We start from the raw sequence: 15988 nt of genomic DNA on the forward strand, positions 1-15988 counted from the left end.
TAACCTTATCTATATGAAAAGTCATAGCCAATTACCCAATGTAATCTTGTAAAGATTAGAAATCAAGTTTATGAAATGTTGTACTTATAGTATCGGACGAGTTTGCGTGATAAGGACAGTGCATCAAACGGGCCAAATTGTTTAAGAGTTTAGCGATTGACTGGAGGAAAAAGATAATGAAAAGAGTTTGTAATCAATGCCAAAATGAAATGATAGACGATTGCAAAGTGACTGTTGATGGTGGAATGTATGGAATTAAAATAAGTCAAAAAGGTAAAGGGATTTTCAATAATGTTTCTGCAAAGCCCAAAGCAGCCGTATGTCCAAACTGTGGTTATGTCGCATTCTATGTTGATGAATTTTAAAGAATTTAATAAGTGATACATTTTCCGTTAACGGGCGCGATTGCTGCATAAATAATCGTGCCCATACCGCAATCGGGCCAGATTTTGAAACAAATTGATTTAGTTATCCGTATAACAGATACAAAAATTCCTAATCAATTTCGGGGAGGTATCGAGATAGTAGCTGAAGTAATTTTGGCCGTTATTTTTGCACTCGTACTCTATTTATTTTTGATTTGGGCTTTTAACGCTCCAGAAGAGTTCCTTTCTCTTCGAAGAAGAAAGGATTTGGATGATGACTTTTCTCCACGGGTTCTGCGTTATATTAAATCTTTGTCTATATTCACAATGATTGCTGCTCCTTTCGTTCTTGGAGCATTACTTTTCAAGCCAGATATCTTCGGTATAACTTTAATGCTATTTATCTTTGCTGTTGTTATTATTGGTGCTGTTATAATGCTTAAAGCTGAGCGCCAATCTTAATTAAATTTTATAATTAGGCGCGATAAAGTAACGAGATTTATTTCCAGTTACTTAGTTGATCGGAGCGGAAGCCGGCGACTCTGGGAGGATCAGCGGGACAGGTGAAACACCCAACGAAGCGGAGCGGAGGGGTGTGGTTCACCGCCCGCCCTCCAGAACGCGTCCGGCTGCAGCGCAGATCAACGGTATTAAACCGCTATCTAAGTAACGGGTGCGATTGCTGTATAAGGATTATGCTTCAATCGGGCCGTTTTATTGTGAAATATACTAATTTGAATTATGGATTATAGGTATAAAGTGCTTGTGGAGTGAGGTGAATCAAATGCGGTTACCCATGTATATTACAGGGATAGCAAATCACAATATTGATTTAAAGAAGATGGATGGATGCTTATTTAAAAAGTTAGGATACGAAGTTGCCAGGAAATTTCATGGTGAAGTAATTGGTTATATTTTACCTAAGTATCCGTTAAATTATTTTCGACTAGATATAAAGATAGGTGAAAATATAATGTCCATTTTACTTCATGAATATTTCCCTTATGTTGCCACCGCTTCATATGAAAATGAACTTCAAATCCATTATTTTGATTCTGAATATGTAATACACGAATTACGACCATACTATACAGTTTTGGAAATGGCATTTCTTAACGAAGCCTTTAAACCCAATTTTCATGATCTATCAGAGACTGAATTAAAAAACGAGAAATATTGGAGACCGAATACAAATGGAGAAGTTATTTTTAATTGTTGGGATTAGCATATTCCATTATCTAGAGCAATTGTGAAATGAAGTTCAGAAGAGCAGCTAAGCGAGTGATTTACCGCCCTCCCATAGGCGATCGCTCTAAAACGCAATCGGACGATACTGTTAGGAATCACAAGGTAAATGTTAAATTAAGTTAATGGAGTGTGGAAAGAAATGGTGTATCTAGGTCATAAACCACTAATAGAAGGAGAGAAAGTCGTTCTCAGACCTTTTAAGGATGAAGACTTTCCTTTTATAGAAGAATGCTTAAAGGATCCCGAAGTATTAAAATTGACTGGGAGCAGTTCGGATTTTAATAGAGAATCAACTCTCGACTGGTACAATACAAGAAATGAACAAACCGATCGCTTGGATTTGGCTATAGTTGACCAATCCCAAGGCTTTCTAGTCGGAGAGGTAGTAGTCAATTTATATGATGAAAAAAATCACAGCATGAATTTCAGGATACTTATTGGTCCGAGGGGAAGGAATCGTGGATTAGGAACTGAAACAACCCAACTTATAGTTGATTATATATTTAATAACACGACACTGAACGAACTTACTTTAAGTGTTTTTGATATTAATCCAAGAGCCAAGCATGTGTATGAAAAGGTTGGCTTTCAAATAGAAAGTATTGATAAAAACGATCTTGAATTTGAAGGAGAATGGATAGATTCTATCAATATGAAACTGGAAAAAGAAAATTGGCTTAAAAGAAAAAACAGTTGAAATAATCTTAAGTGGGTTAAATTACTTATATGACGACCACCGGTAAACTAGGGTACAAGTCCGTACCCAATCGTATCCCTGTCACTCACTTTATTCGTAGAATAGGATCGTTTGGGTGACAGAGAGGCGACAATCAAGTCGATTTTTTAATGTCTCTCCACATGTAGCTGAATCACTCGCTGTCTATATCGATACCGTCACCGTATCCAAACCTTTCCATACTCGTTGTACATTAAACTTTACAACGTATCCCCGTTTTTTCTACTTGTTTACGAGAAGATCATTTATATGAATTAAATAGTACATACATCAACCATTTTTGGTTACTGAACAAATGTTTTTTCGATTCGTTTATCTGGGATGAACCAAATGATCGCAACTACTAAATACAAAGTATACGAAACAGCCGGTACCCAAAATGCAAACACGATCCCAGTGATATAAAGTAGCATGGACACTTTACCTTTCCAGTCAAAACCTATTTCTTTCGCTAAATCTGATTCGCCGCCTTCGCATTGAACGACTTGTTTTTGTAAAAATAAGTACGACACAGCACAAAGGAAAAGAATTACACCATAAAATAATGTCGGTACCGCTTCTAACGGATTCATTCCTACCCAAGCGGTCGAAAACGGAATGAGCGACATCCAAAATAACCAATGTAAATTACTCCATAGGACACGACCGTTCAAACGATTTAATTTATAAACTAAATGGTGGTTGTTCCAATAGATCCCCACATATACGAAACTTAACATTTAACTTATGATGATTGCTAGTACACCATCACTGAATGCTTCCATGCGACTTGTCTTCATATAGTGACGCTTAATTATCACATGTCCTAAAAATATTTTTAGTTGATGTATCCTTTACCGCATTATGCCTCTATATAGCATATGAGGAGATGAAAATGTATCTCCTACATTTGATTTCATTAGGAGGAAACTATATGTATTTATTACTCAATGAACCATCATTTACATTGCAAACAACTTTAGTTCTGGAAGTGGGATTGAATGAAGCTTTTTTACTGCAGCATCTGCATTATCGTTCACTCATATCAAAAAATAAACGGGATGGATATACGTGGGTGTACAAAACTTACGAGGATTGGAAGGAAGAGATACCATTTTGGTCACTCAATAAAATTCGGCGTACTATTTACAGCTTAGAATCTCAAGGGTATCTAATTTCGAATTCTTCGTATAATAAAATGAAAATTGATAGAACGAAATGGTATCGCATCGATTATACGAAGCCGATCTTCCAAATTCAAAATGGTACGGTGGATGTTTCAGATTGAAACGACTGCAACACAAAAAGAAACGACGGATGCACTCGAAATGGACAAATGGATTCATCCTTACTGGGTACACCAATAACCAATGTACTTTAAGTAAGTAAAGAATAAAGATATTGTCGAGATGAATCTCGACGTTGCATTTTTTAACAAACTATTTTTTAACGCACATACTATGTTAATTCATAGAATTTAGGGTAAAAGAAATAAGAGAGACTAACAGGAGGAGATCTGTATGCCAGTTCAAATTAAACGAGTTTATGAAGAAGCAAAGAAAGCAGATGGACTGCGAGTTCTAGTTGATCGTGTGTGGCCACGTGGAATGAGCAAGGAAGATGCGCATGTGGATGAATGGTTAAAAGAAATAGGCCCGAGTAAAGAACTTCGTCAATGGTTTGATCATGATCCCGATAAGTTTGATGAATTCAAGAAAAAGTACAAAGAAGAATTAAAGAATAGTGAAGAGCAGAAGGAAGAGTTAGAGAAATTGAAAGACTGGACGAAAGAGCATGAGAAGAATATGACGTTAGTGTTTGGAGCGAAGGATGAAAAGAATAATCAAGCTGTAGTATTAAAAGAAATCTTAGATCGTCAACAAGTGTAATCATGACACATAAGAAAAGTCGCTACTCCTTTTGAAAAACAGAATACAATAAAAAAGTAATCAAGGGGTGAAGAAAATGTCCATATTCAAGCGTTTCGTAGTAAGGATGCGTGAAAGTATATGGTTTATTCCAAGCATTTATACGATTCTCGCATCCATTTTTGCGCTAGCCACGGTTTTAGTCGACACAAAGTATAACAACGCCTTGAAAGAGTACATACCTAGTTATTTCCGAACAACGGTGGATTTAGCACAAACGATTTTAGGTACGTTATCAGGCGCATTGTTAACTATGACAACCGTCACGTTCTCAACGATTATGGTCGTGTTGACGATGTACTCGTCACAATTTTCACCTCGAGCACTTCAGAACTTCTTGAATAAATCATCTACTCAACGTGTGTTAGGGATTTTTATGGGAGGCTTTGTCTACACCATATTGTCGTTACTATTCATGCGTAAAGCATCGATCAATCATGAAGTGATTTCTGCTTCTGTCGGAGTTGCGATTGCCGTGATCTGTTTAGCATTCTTCGCATTCTTCATACATAATGTCGGAACTTCGGTTCAAGTAAGTCGGCTTATTCGTGAATTAACGGATGATGTACTCACTGCCCTTGACAGTGAAAAGGATGGAATGAAAGAAAATCGCGTCGTGTGGAGCGAAGAGAAACCTTTCTTCGCACAGAGTTTTACTTTTGTTAGTGAAGTAAAGAGTGGAAACTTTGGATACATACAATACATCGAATATGAAAAATTGACGAAATGGGCAAATGAACACCAAGCGATCATAGATATAGTAAAGCCGATTGGTGCATTTTGTGGAACACATACGAGTATTGCCACGGTGTACTCTCAGAAAGAATTATCTAGTGATAATCTTTCATCACATTTCATATTAGGTGAAGAACGCTCGATTTTACAAGATGTAGAGTACGGTATCGAAAAAATTGTGGAAATTGCGTTGCGTGCGCTGTCTCCAGGAATCAACGATCCGAATACGGCGATCCGCTGCATTCATTCGATAGGGGAAGTGTTACAGCGAGCCGCTTTGTTACCAGGAGGTATTGCGGTGACGTATACCGAGGAGAACAAACCGTGTTTGGTGGCGGCGTATCCAAGTTCGGAAGACTATTTTTATGCAGCGTTCAGCCAAATTAGTTATTACGGTAATGAAGATGCAAGCATTCTCAATGCTTTATTGGACGCTCTTCTGTATATTGCACGTAATTTGGAAGATGATAAAACGAAAAAACTCGTTCAGTTGATGACCAATTATGCGTGGAATCATTTCACTCATTCAGTACTTGAACCGTTAGACAGCGCAAGACTGCAAGAGAAGCGTCAAGTAATAGACGAACTAACGAAGTAAAAAGCAATACATGCCTAGTAAGCATATACTGCTTTTTACTGGATATTATCCATACGCTTTCTGATGTGCTTTTTTACGCTTAATATAATCTTCATCTGCACGAATAGCATCCCATCGTTCTTTGAAAATATTTGCAGATTCTGCCTTGATCGGATCCAAATCGCGTTCTTTTACGGTACCATCGTCATTATACTTTCGTCCGCTTTTATGATTCGCATAACGTCGTGCGCGGGTATAACCCATTTGAATGAATTTTCGTGCCATATCCATGCCAACAAAGTCGTCGTGTTTTCGATATTCTTCAAAGAGTTCACAAATTTGATCTGCCGACTCGTTTGCGATTTCAGGCGTTTTAAATCGCCAGTGAGGTAAAATTTCACTTTTATAAGGCTCGACCAATAACACACCTTGTTCTCCTTTGCCGACTCTATATAATTCAGGGTTTTTGCGTAAATCTAATGTACTGTAATCCAAATCATAATCGAATGGCATATACTCACATCCTTTTACTTCTATTTACCCACGTAGGAATGATAAAAAACGTGAGAATACATATGTAAAACACTTTACAACCGAACGTACATTCTTTATACTTGAATAAAGGGAGGGAACGAATGTGCGGTATTCATTAGAAAAGGCATTACAATATGGTGAAGTTCTCGAAGTGATGTATGAAGCAAAAGATGGTTCCATTAGCAAACGGAAAATTCGTGTACTGACTATACATGGTAAAACATTTACAGCGTATTGTTTTTTGCGTAACTCCAAACGGACTTTCCTAATTGATCGTGTACTGGCAGTTGTTCCTGTAAAGGTGAAAGAAGCGATTGTTATTTAATAAAAATAGTAATAGAAAGAAATCACGCGATGCATCCCTTTGCCAGGATCCATCGCTTTTTTGTTGATTTACGTCTGAAAATCAAATTTCATATAAAACTAAATAAATCATGTATAATTTAGAGAATAACGATTATTTTTGAGGTGAAGGTATGATAAACCAGAATGTACCGAACATAAAAGTGAATCCGTTCTATAGACAAACGGTTCAGCATATAGTGGATAGCCAACAAATAGGGGAACAGATAGATGAGTTGAATCGTCATGTCATATGAGCAGAAATTAATGGCGATGAAGTCGCTGTTGAAGAAGACGACAGTAGTTAAAGAAGTGGAAGAGACGTTTAAGGCGCCACCCGCACCCAGTTATGAAAAACGTTGGTTGACAACGGGCATGGAGAAAATAGAAAATGAATTCGGAGTCGTCTACAAGCGTGTAATTCATTATCCGCTAGATACGATGCACGGTGATTTTTGTTTGGGCGATGTAAAGCAAAAGTTGATGAAATGGTCTGAAGCTGATTATCTGCATCCATTAGCTCCGAATGCGGGCAAGCTTCTGTTTTTTGATACGGAAACAACGGGTTTAAAAGGCGCGGGAGCTGTTATTTTTCTCATTGGATTATTGGAATTACAATCCGATGAATTCGTCATGACGCAGTACGTCTTACCGAATCCCGACCATGAAGCAGCATTTCTTTATGCTTCAGAATTATGGAAAGAAGGACTCACTCTCGTCACCTATAACGGGAAAAGCTTTGACTTCCCTCAACTCCAAACTCGTTGGTCAATGCATAGGAAACTATTACCGCCACTGCCTGTTCCACATCAAGTCGATTTATTACATGGATCGCGCCGAATTCGGAAAGGACAGATGGAATCATTCAAGTTGACGGAAGTAGAGCGAACGCAGCTAGGCTTTCATCGGAAGGATGATATACCTGGCCATATGGCACCTATTATTTATCAAGACGCGGTAAAAAACGGTCGTGCTGAAATTTTAATGAAAGTCATGTGGCATAATGAATGGGATATTCTATCGCTGGTGACGCTGTTTAGTCTGTCTACGGATATTGTTATGGATGAAACTAGTCAGCATAACGCCCAAATCGCAACAAATATTGCCAAGTGGTTCCAAGACCTTGGTTTGAAAGATCATAGTTATAAGGAACTTCAACGAATTGCGAAAGAGTACGGGACGAGTTATCCTATAACGCATTATCATTTAGGCTTTTTACTAAAGCGTCATAAAGAATTCGATCGAGCCATACAATCATTTGAAATCGTCGCAACACACGGTACTGGCAGAGAACAAGTACTAGCTTACGAGGAACTCGCGAAACTATATGAACATCAAATAAAGGATTACTCGCTCGCATATGAGCGCATACTACGTGCAGATCAACTCTTGCAGAAACCCAATGAATTGACCATGCGTTTTAGTCAACGCATGAAGAAATCGATAGCCAAGCGGGAAATGCGAGTGAATAGAAAATTATTTCCTGGGCAAGCGCAAGAAGCGCCACAAGAAGAACAATAGTCTTTTTCAGTAAGACAAAGAATGACAACATATGCTATAATGACCTTATGGAATCATAGATGGAAGGACGTTTTGTCATGGAATTAAAGCTAGATACGAAAACGATCTTGGAAAAAGAATTTAAGCAAGCTATTCGAGGGTATAAACAAGAAGAAGTAGACTGGTTTTTGGATGACGTCATTCAAGACTATGAAACATTCAAAAAAGAAATCGCACGTCTACAAGAAGAAAACACGAGATTGAAGTCAGAAGTCAATTCATCCCAGAGACGCTCTCAAACACCCGCACCTCAAACGACGAATATTGATATCATTCAGCGCATCGCGAATCTTGAAAGAGAAGTATTTGGCGACAAATTGGTTCAGCCTGAGCAGTAAAAATTAGATAGTGTAATGAAAGAACCGCCACAGTAAAAAGTGGCGGTTCTTTTTCGATGTATTCATTTTCTCGTTTCGACGACTTCTTCTAGCGATTGAAACTCTTGAACGAAGTCTAGATGAATGGCTTCCCATAAATAGTGGGACGCAATGGAACGTTCAGGCGCCCATAGTGGCGATTTCTCAATGAGTAGTTGACGTCGTTCCGCCTTTTCCACTCCATACAGCCACTGTGCAGATCGCTGAATTCCTACATCATCTACAGCGAGTATATCTGGTCGGCCAAGTGATAAGATCAAAAACATCTCTGCTGTCCATTTACCGATACCTTTGACGTGGATTAATTGCTTCAGAATCTCGTCATCGTCATATGTTGCGATATGATGTAGATCAAGATCACCATTTGCGATTTTGTCTGCAAGATCTTTGACATAGTCAGACTTTCTCATAGTCAAGCCTACTTCTCTCAACTGTTCTTTTGACGTCATGATTAAGCCGTCCACCGTTATATGCCCGCCGAGTAAATCGAGCAAACGAGCGTAGATCGCACTCGCAGCGTTTACTGAGATTTGCTGACCGATAATCGATCGCACTATAGATGATACATAATCTGTTCGTAAAGGTACTTCAATATCACCAATGAGCGATATTAACTGTTTCAGTCTTGGATCTTTTGCGCCAAGAGATTGGACTGCTGGATCCTGTGTAGTGATGTGAAGTATTTCCAAAGCGCTCACCTCAAGTATTCAAGTTGTAAAGAATCAGACACCATCTTTCAACCATTTCGCCGTCAATGTATCAGCAGAAAGCATTTCTTGCGGTGTACCTTCAAAGAGAATCGTTCCTCCTCGTTTTCCTCCGCCCGGACCGAGTTCAATTACCCAGTCACTAGCTGCGATGAAATCTAAATTATGTTCAATGATTATGACTGAATTGCCTTTGTTTACAAGTCTCTGAAACAGTTCCAGTAGCTTGCCATTGTCACTCATATGCAATCCTAATGACGGTTCGTCTAATAGATAGATTTGTCCTTCGGTTTGTAAATGGCTCGCCAGTTTAAGCCGCTGTATTTCCCCGCCGCTCAATGAACTTGTCGTTTGTCCTAGCGTAAGATAATTCAACCCGACTTCATCCAGCATATCCATTCTTTTTAATATCTTCGGCATAACGAAATGTTCTTTCGCTTCGTCTACTGTTAACTCTAAAATTTCTGCAATATTTTTCCCTTTGTACACATAGGAAAGGGCTTCATCCGAATAGCGCAATCCGCCGCAAGCTTCGCATACAACAGTTACCGGATCCGCAAATGCAACGTCAGGTGTAGTTACACCTTTTCCGTCACATACAGGACAAGCGCCTAACGAGTTAAAGCTAAATAGTCCTGCGGGTTGTCCTGTTTCTTTCGCTAGGATTTGCCGAATATCATCCATGATTCCCATATACGTAGCTAGTGTAGAACGGCTTGAGATCCCAATACGTCCTTGACTTACTTTAATGATGTCAGGATATTTTGCCGAAAACGCTTCGAATAATAAAGAACTTTTACCTGAACCTGAGACACCACAGACAGAAACGAGAACATTTTTAGGGATATCAATGGATACATCTTTGAGGTTGTTAGTATTCGCCTTCGTCACGACAAAATGATCGTTTGATTCGCATGGATGCATATTGATTTCTAATTTGTGATCGAGTTTTGTTAGTGCAGAAGTTTTCTGTAATCCATCGGGTTTCCCTTGATAGACGATTTCCCCGCCTGCTGCACCTGCACCGGGACCCATTTCCACAATTTCATCTGCCACTTTTATAACGGATAAATCATGTTCGATCACAATGACGGTATTATGGTTAGCTTTCAGACCTTTGAGCATGCCGATTAACATATCCACTTCTTCTGGATGAAGACCTGCGCTCGGCTCATCGAAAATATAACTAATATTGTTTAAACTACTTCCTAAATGCCGTGCGATTTTGACTCGTTGTGCCTCGCCACCCGAAAGTGTTCCCATTTTTCGAGACAAGCTCAAATAGCCAAGACCTAAGTCAATCAGTTGTTGTACATTGGGAATTGCCTGTCGTGCGATAGACTCGCCGAGGGGATCAGATATATTTTGCAGTTCGGGCAAAAGCTCTGTTAATTCCAATTTATCGTATTGAGCAATATTGAAACCGTTAATTTTAGATTTCAACACTTCTGGATTTAATCCTGAACCGTCACAAGTAGGGCATAATGTATGCGTCGACACCGCCAGCACATCTTCTTGTGACGTTTGTTTAAGTTTCGTAATATCCCGATTAATATAGAGACGTACAAATCTAGGCAATAATCCATCCCACTCATGATCATGCGGACCATCTTTCGTGTGGAATGGCGCAAACACTCTTTCGCCTTCAGGAGGTCCATAAATCAATAAATTATATTGATCTTCAGGGTATTCTTTAATCGGTAAGTCGGGATCGAATAACCCACCTGTCATCATCCATCTACCTTGCCATCCAGAAGGCGACAACGGCTTAAACTTCACAGCGTATTCTCGAAGCGACTTGTCCAAGTCGATAATTTTATGCAAATCAGGATACACTACTTCGCCAAAGCCATTACATTGCGGACATTTACCGAATGAACTTTGATTAGAGAAGTCTGTAGCCGAACCGATTGCGGGTGTACCAATACGCGAGAACAATAGACGAATCAATGGATGAATGTCCATATACGTCCCAACTGTTGAGCGAGTATTCCCACCAACCGGCTTTTGCTCTACTACGATAACGGGGCTCAAATGCTGCATTAAATCAGCACGCGGTCGTTCATAACGAGGCATTTGGTTTCGTACGTAGAGTGGGTAATTCAATGTCATTTGCCGTCTACTCTCCGTTGCCAGCGTATCAAACACTACCGAACTCTTGCCCGATCCCGACAAGCCAGTAAACACCGTTATCTGTTCCTTTGGTAAATTTATATCTATATTTTTCAAATTATTCTCTCGTAATCCACGTAAAACAATCTCATCTTTGTTTTCCTTCATATAAGAGCCCTCCTCTACACAGTAAAAAGTAGTTCTGCTAGTTGATTTCCCTAAATTACAGAAGTTACACTATGTAATTTGAAGAATTGATAAGTAGGAGTATGCAGGGGCTTCAATTCAAAACTACTCCCAACTCACTTTCCATTTCGGTAACATTTCACAACAACAATTAAATCTAACACTTTCCAAACGAATCCATTGTGTAAATTCGAGTTCTGGTGTATACTCAGGAGTGCCATAGAGAGTATTCAGGTAATCGCTGCAACTTCGGTTGTAGAGGAAAGTCCATGCTCACACGGATCTGAGATGACCGTAGTGTTCGTGCTCGGTGAAAAAATAAGCCGGGGCAATGCATTTGCATTGATGGCGGGAATAACTCCTAAGTCTTCGGATATGGACTAGATTCTCTGAAAGTGCCACAGTGACGTAGTCGGCATGGAAACATGTCGAGTGGAACGGGTAAACCCCACGAGTGAGAAACCCAAATTATGGTAGGGGCGTTCTTCCGAAAGAATTCAATGGAGGAAGGAACAGGCAATTGTCTGTAGATAGATGATTACCACTTCAAGTACGAGGCGCGAGCCGTTTGAGTACCGAAGAACAAAACATGGCTTACAGAATATTCTATGGCATTTATCTTACAATTTGCTCTCCTACAGTTTTGGGAGAGTTTTTCTTTTTATAGAAGCGAACGTATACATATACCTTTCTACAGATAGAAGGAACATATTGACCGAAACAAGAGAATGGAGTGTTGAAACATGAGTAAATACAATTTAGTAGCAACCGCTGCCATGGGACTCGAATCCATCGTAGCATCTGAAATAAAAGATCTTGGCTATGAATGTCAGACAGAGAACGGAAAAGTCTATTTTTCGGGAGACGAAGAAGCAATCGCAAGAGCGAATATGTGGTTGCGCGTGGGCGACCGTGTACGAATTATTGTGGGCGAATTTAAAGCCTTCACATTTGATGAGTTATTCGAACGCACAAAAGCTTTGCCATGGGAAGAGTTCTTGCCAGTAGATGCGGCGTTCCCTGTGTCTGGTAAATCGGTCAAGTCCAAATTATTCAGTGTACCTGACTGTCAGGCAATCGTGAAAAAAGCTATAGTGGAACGTTTGAATAGCGCCTATAAACGTACTGGTTTCTTAAGCGAATCAGGTCCGCTCTTTAAATTAGAAGTTTCTATATTAAAAGATACCGTAACATTGACGATAGACTCAAGTGGTCAAGGCTTGCATAAACGCGGCTATCGTTTGGCTCAAGGGGATGCACCATTGAAAGAAACGATGGCTGCTGCACTCGTTAAACTTTCAAAATGGAGCCCGAATCGTCCATTTGTTGACCCGTTCTGTGGATCGGGTACGATTGCGATCGAAGCGGCAATGATTGGACAAAATCTAGCTCCAGGTTATAACCGTTCGTTCTTAAGTGAAGAGTGGCCGTGGATGCAAGCGGATGTGTGGGATCGTATTCGCGAAGAAGTAGAAGACGTTGCGAAGTATGATTTACAACTTGATATTCGTGGATTTGATGTAGATCATAACATCGTCTCTGTGGCACAACGTAATGCGATGGAAGCAGGATTCACCGATTTGATTTCATTCGAGCAACGGGACGTGCGTGACCTGAGACTTGAAGGAGAAAACGGCGTCTTGATTGCCAATCCGCCGTATGGTGAACGACTCGGTGAAGTGGAAGAAGCAGAAGATATTGCAGAAGTTCTTGGTGAGATTATGACACAATATCCATCATGGTCCGTATATATTTTATCTTCACTTGAAAACTATGAAACGATGTACGGCAAACGTGCAACGAAAAAACGTAAACTATTCAACGGATTCATTCGGACGGATTTGTATCAGTTCTGGGGAAAACGTTCATAATTAAACGAGCAGGAAGAGGAAGAGATGCCTCTTCCTTTCGCTTGCATTCAGGAGGAGTCAGTATGAATACAAAAATTCCATTTGAGTTGGATAAAGGTCAAACATTTTTTGAATCTCTCAACGATTGGCTCGGCGATACGCTATATGATGATTTAACAGAAAAAGGATTCGAATGCCGTGATGAGCAGATTTATATGGCATTTCAAATAGAAAAAGCACTGAAAGAAAAGAATGTGTTGCTTGCGGAAGCGGGAGTAGGTACGGGAAAAACGATTGCGTACTTATTGCCAGCTATTGCCTATGCGCGTTATACAGGGAAGCCAGCTGTAATTTCCTGTGCAGATGAAACACTGATCGATCAATTGATCAAAGAAGAAGGCGATATTCAAAAATTGAGTACCGCTCTGAATATGACAGTGGACGTCCGTTTAGCTAAAGCACGAAATCAGTATATTTGTTTGAAGCGTCTAGAAGAAACTAGCATGAAGACGAATGAAGATTTTGTCGATTTGGTTGAAGATCAAATACCGGAATTCGTTCATGCCGAGCGTTCATTGCAGTCGGTATATCCTTACGGTGAGCGTTCGGATTATCCTTATTTGGCTGATGAAGAATGGGAAATGATCAATTATCATCCGATCATGCAGTGTGCGGCTTGTGATATTCGTAACCGTTGTGGGCAAACTATTCATCGTAATCATTACCGCGAAGCTGCGGACTTGATCATTTGCTCGCATGACTTTTATATGGAACATTTGTGGACTAAGGAATCGCGCGTCAGACAAGGGCAGTTACCTTTATTACCTGAAGTGTCGATGGTGGTCTTTGATGAAGGACATTTGCTTGAGTATTCCGCTCAGCGTGCATTGACATATGAAGTGCAAGAGCAAACGATTATCAATTTGCTGGAGCGTATTATGGTCGATGGAATTCGTGAGAAAACATTGCAACTAATGGAGCAATTGCTTGAAACACATGAACTATTTTTCACCCAGCTGAAAACGAATGCAATTCAAAATGACAATGAGCGCTTGACAATCGAAAAGAACCAAGAAATGATGAGTCTCGCTGCAACTGCTGTTTCATTATCTCATGAACTGCTTGAAGAGTTTGTCTTTGAAGGTGAATTGTATGTCATTCCGGAATATGATTTAAAAATTGTTGAAGAGTATTTGGAGCAATATATTTATTCCATGGAATTGTTTGCTGGCGACAATGACGCAGTGGATTGGCTTGAAAATCGACGTGACGAAAGTACATTACTTATTATGCCAAGACTTGTAACGTCTATCTTGAAAGAAAAGTTATTTACGGGGACTATGCCGATCATCTTCTCGTCTGCCACACTATCCGTTGAGGAATCATTTGATTATTTGGCGTACAGTTTAGGTATCGTTGATTATCAATCCTTCTCCATCGCTTCACCATTTGATTATGAAAACGTTATGAAAATTCATTTGGAACAAGGAACTACTGAAGAGAATGTCACACGTCTTTCCGAGTTATTAGAAGTTGAGGAGCAGACATTGGTATTATTTAGTTCCAAGCAATCGATGATGGATGCTTACGACCAATTACCGCTTGAACAGAGCGTTATGGTGACGTATGAAGGCGAGCGTTCACTTTCTTCATTGGTGAAAGACTTCCAGCAACGCAAAGTGAATGTTTTCTTCTCCTATCATCTTTGGGAAGGTCTGGACTTGCCGAATGATGCGTTGACGCGTGTCATCATCTTCGACTTGCCATTCCCGCCACATGACCCATTGTTTGAAGCGAGAAGAGAGTTCGCGGAAGATCCGTTTGACGAAGTCGATCTACCCTTTATGCTGTTACGTTTGCGACAGGGGATTGGTCGATTGATCCGAACGAGCGATGATCATGGCTCAATTCATATGTTTATGAAACCTGAGAATACAGAATTGCTACCGGTCATTGAGCGTGTACTCCCTGTACCGTTCTCTTGATCACAATAGAAAAAGCGTGCAGACGTCGGAGTTTATTCCGGCATCTACACGTTTTTTTATATTATCGTTCTTCGTCAATTGTAAGCAATAAATTGAGGATCTGGTCATCTTCAAATTTAACTGGAATTTTAAATGCTTGTTTAAAGCCATAAAATTTCGTTTGGCCCGTCATGACAGTAGGTGGAGAAATATCTAGCGTCAGCTCATCTTTCTCCAAAACGGTACATAGATTTCCTGCAATCATATTGCCAAGCTCGCCAGTGAAGGATTCGGCCATTTCTCCTTCGATTTGCATGCCAAACATCGCTTGACCGATTTCGCTAATAATCGAATGAGTAGGTTCTACAATTAAACGGCCTTTGATATCACCGATCAGTCCAATTAATACACTGATTTCACGTTGTTCGTATGGTTGTTGTATAAGGGCGGGAGAGAGGACTTGGAATTTCAGTGGGACGACAGTAGTGAGTGATGAAATCGTCGCGTTCAAAACTTTTTGTACGTTTGTTGCTGTATCCATCTAAAGAAACACCCTTTCACAAATGCGTTAGTAGTTCAATCATATCACTAAACATACCTAAAAGACTAGAAGAATTTGACGGAGATAGTCATACTGTCATGATTCCTTATGATTCTTCCTGTTTATCTATTTTTCGTTTTATAGCAAATGAGGTACTTATTGCTTTCGCCCTCTAAATAATCAATCTTCTAAAGTAACTATCTATTTTTTCACGCATTAATGGTATGATGAGATGAGTTTAAATTGA

17 protein-coding genes and 1 other RNA gene are annotated in these 15988 nt (G+C 39.7%); 13 read left to right on the forward strand and 5 right to left on the reverse strand.

Annotated elements, in window-relative coordinates:
* The first annotated feature begins 176 nt into the window (after positions 1 to 176).
* The 4 genes from CSV76_RS11160 (at position 177) to CSV76_RS11175 (ending at position 2310) form a co-directional block, all read left to right on the forward strand.
* Positions 177 to 365, forward strand: a complete 189-nt coding sequence (locus tag CSV76_RS11160) for a nucleic acid-binding protein (RefSeq protein ID WP_099625640.1) — start codon at positions 177 to 179, stop codon at positions 363 to 365.
* Positions 366 to 449: 84 nt separating this feature from the next.
* Positions 450 to 827 (forward strand): hypothetical protein, encoded by a 378-nt coding sequence (locus CSV76_RS11165; protein WP_099625641.1) that lies wholly within the window; start codon positions 450 to 452, stop codon positions 825 to 827.
* 322 nt (positions 828 to 1149) lie between these two features.
* Positions 1150 to 1590 carry a hypothetical protein gene (locus CSV76_RS11170; RefSeq protein ID WP_099625642.1) on the forward strand — a complete coding sequence of 147 codons (441 nt, stop codon included), beginning with the start codon at positions 1150 to 1152 and terminating at the stop codon, positions 1588 to 1590.
* Positions 1591 to 1740: 150 nt separating this feature from the next.
* Positions 1741 to 2310 (forward strand): GNAT family N-acetyltransferase, encoded by a 570-nt coding sequence (locus CSV76_RS11175; protein WP_233204463.1) that lies wholly within the window; start codon positions 1741 to 1743, stop codon positions 2308 to 2310.
* Positions 2311 to 2633: 323 nt separating this feature from the next.
* Here CSV76_RS11175 and CSV76_RS11180 read toward each other — a convergent pair whose 3' ends face one another.
* Positions 2634 to 3068, reverse strand: coding sequence for a TMEM175 family protein (locus tag CSV76_RS11180; RefSeq protein WP_232319555.1), 435 nt, complete (start codon positions 3066 to 3068; stop codon positions 2634 to 2636).
* A 194-nt stretch (positions 3069 to 3262) separates the two neighbouring features.
* Between CSV76_RS11180 and CSV76_RS11185 the strand changes: the two genes are divergently transcribed.
* From CSV76_RS11185 to CSV76_RS11195, 3 genes are all read left to right on the forward strand, one after another.
* Positions 3263 to 3616 carry a hypothetical protein gene (locus tag CSV76_RS11185; RefSeq protein ID WP_085428843.1) on the forward strand — a complete coding sequence of 118 codons (354 nt, stop codon included), beginning with the start codon at positions 3263 to 3265 and terminating at the stop codon, positions 3614 to 3616.
* 232 nt (positions 3617 to 3848) lie between these two features.
* Complete coding sequence (locus CSV76_RS11190) at positions 3849 to 4217, forward strand: DUF488 domain-containing protein (RefSeq protein WP_085428844.1); 369 nt, start codon at positions 3849 to 3851, stop codon at positions 4215 to 4217.
* 76 nt (positions 4218 to 4293) lie between these two features.
* Positions 4294 to 5589 carry a DUF2254 domain-containing protein gene (locus CSV76_RS11195; protein WP_085428845.1) on the forward strand — a complete coding sequence of 432 codons (1296 nt, stop codon included), beginning with the start codon at positions 4294 to 4296 and terminating at the stop codon, positions 5587 to 5589.
* A gap of 45 nt (positions 5590 to 5634) precedes the next feature.
* Here CSV76_RS11195 and CSV76_RS11200 read toward each other — a convergent pair whose 3' ends face one another.
* Positions 5635 to 6081, reverse strand: a complete 447-nt coding sequence (locus CSV76_RS11200) for a DUF4385 domain-containing protein (protein ID WP_099625643.1) — start codon at positions 6079 to 6081, stop codon at positions 5635 to 5637.
* Positions 6082 to 6205: 124 nt separating this feature from the next.
* On the opposite strand from CSV76_RS11200, the gene CSV76_RS11205 reads away from it, so the two are divergent.
* From CSV76_RS11205 to gpsB, 3 genes are all read left to right on the forward strand, one after another.
* Positions 6206 to 6427 (forward strand): transcriptional regulator, encoded by a 222-nt coding sequence (locus CSV76_RS11205; protein WP_085428847.1) that lies wholly within the window; start codon positions 6206 to 6208, stop codon positions 6425 to 6427.
* Between the two features lie 263 nt (positions 6428 to 6690).
* The gene (locus CSV76_RS11210) at positions 6691 to 7965 is read left to right on the forward strand and encodes a ribonuclease H-like domain-containing protein (RefSeq protein WP_099625644.1); all 1275 of its coding nucleotides are present in this window, start codon (positions 6691 to 6693) and stop codon (positions 7963 to 7965) included.
* Positions 7966 to 8042: 77 nt separating this feature from the next.
* On the forward strand, positions 8043 to 8342 hold the full coding sequence (gpsB, locus tag CSV76_RS11215) for a cell division regulator GpsB (RefSeq protein WP_083036176.1): 300 nt from the start codon (positions 8043 to 8045) through the stop codon (positions 8340 to 8342).
* 62 nt (positions 8343 to 8404) lie between these two features.
* Here gpsB and CSV76_RS11220 read toward each other — a convergent pair whose 3' ends face one another.
* Positions 8405 to 9070 carry a DNA-3-methyladenine glycosylase family protein gene (locus CSV76_RS11220; RefSeq protein ID WP_233204464.1) on the reverse strand — a complete coding sequence of 222 codons (666 nt, stop codon included), beginning with the start codon at positions 9068 to 9070 and terminating at the stop codon, positions 8405 to 8407.
* 33 nt (positions 9071 to 9103) lie between these two features.
* Positions 9104 to 11368 carry an ATP-binding cassette domain-containing protein gene (locus CSV76_RS11225; protein ID WP_099625646.1) on the reverse strand — a complete coding sequence of 755 codons (2265 nt, stop codon included), beginning with the start codon at positions 11366 to 11368 and terminating at the stop codon, positions 9104 to 9106.
* Positions 11369 to 11612: 244 nt separating this feature from the next.
* Between CSV76_RS11225 and rnpB the strand changes: the two genes are divergently transcribed.
* The 3 genes from rnpB to CSV76_RS11240 all read left to right on the forward strand — a co-directional run bounded on the left by rnpB (position 11613) and on the right by CSV76_RS11240 (position 15221).
* Positions 11613 to 11988: RNase P RNA component class B (gene rnpB / locus CSV76_RS11230), an RNA gene on the forward strand.
* Between the two features lie 141 nt (positions 11989 to 12129).
* Positions 12130 to 13257 (forward strand): THUMP domain-containing class I SAM-dependent RNA methyltransferase, encoded by a 1128-nt coding sequence (locus tag CSV76_RS11235; RefSeq protein WP_099625647.1) that lies wholly within the window; start codon positions 12130 to 12132, stop codon positions 13255 to 13257.
* 62 nt (positions 13258 to 13319) lie between these two features.
* A complete protein-coding gene (locus CSV76_RS11240; protein WP_099625648.1) occupies positions 13320 to 15221 on the forward strand; it encodes an ATP-dependent DNA helicase in 1902 nt (633 codons plus the stop codon).
* Positions 15222 to 15282: 61 nt separating this feature from the next.
* On the opposite strand, the gene CSV76_RS11245 is transcribed toward CSV76_RS11240, so the two are convergent.
* Positions 15283 to 15741 carry a chemotaxis protein CheX gene (locus CSV76_RS11245; protein ID WP_085428853.1) on the reverse strand — a complete coding sequence of 153 codons (459 nt, stop codon included), beginning with the start codon at positions 15739 to 15741 and terminating at the stop codon, positions 15283 to 15285.
* Positions 15742 to 15988 lie beyond the last annotated feature (247 nt).

This window comes from Sporosarcina sp. P17b (assembly GCF_002743115.1).
Classification (GTDB): Bacteria; Bacillota; Bacilli; order Bacillales_A; family Planococcaceae; genus Sporosarcina; species Sporosarcina ureae_C.